The following is a 549-nucleotide window of genomic DNA, read 5'->3' as shown; positions in this document are numbered from 1 at the left end:
TGAGGTATCCTGACTTTTTCGGACACTCTTGTTTGTTAAAATAAACGATCAGGAGAAATAATGAAACAGAAAAAGACATACACACCGGAATTGCGAGAAGAAGCCGTAAAGCTTGTTTTGGCGCAAGGGATGACACTGGGAGAAGCGGCATCGCGGATAGGCATTCCGAAAGGGACTTTAGTTGGTTGGGTGAATGCAGCCAAGGGTGGTGAAACAGCCCATGTTGCACCTGGAAGCCGTACAGTTCCAGAGCTGGAAGCGGAAGTTGCCAAACTGCGCAAGGAACTGGCAGAAACGCGTATGGAGCGAGATATCGTAAAAAAGGCGGCAGCGTATTTTGCGCAGGAGTCGTTGCCAAATACGCGTTCATGAAGACCATGCGACTTGCTTACCCAATAACGACTTTGTGCCGCACCTTTGGTGTTTCGCGCAGTGGATTCTATGCCTGGCTGAGCGGCACACCGTCGCAGCGCGTCAAAACAGATGAGCGCTTGAAGCTTGCCATTACCGCCGTGCACAAACAAAGCCGTGAGACCTATGGCCCGCTGC

The 549-nt window shown here is 51.2% G+C and carries 1 protein-coding gene; it reads left to right on the top strand.

Annotated elements, in window-relative coordinates; genetic code table 11:
- Positions 1-60 precede the first annotated feature (60 nt).
- Positions 61-372, top strand: coding sequence for a transposase (locus ACO0LL_RS30330; RefSeq protein ID WP_422954536.1), 312 nt, complete (start codon positions 61-63; stop codon positions 370-372).
- Positions 373-549 lie beyond the last annotated feature (177 nt).

Source organism: Undibacterium sp. TC4M20W (genome assembly GCF_049340245.1).
Lineage (GTDB): Bacteria > Pseudomonadota > Gammaproteobacteria > Burkholderiales > Burkholderiaceae_D > Undibacterium.
The sequence above is the reverse complement of the archived record's forward strand: the minus strand, read 5'-3'. Positions and strand labels throughout refer to the sequence as shown.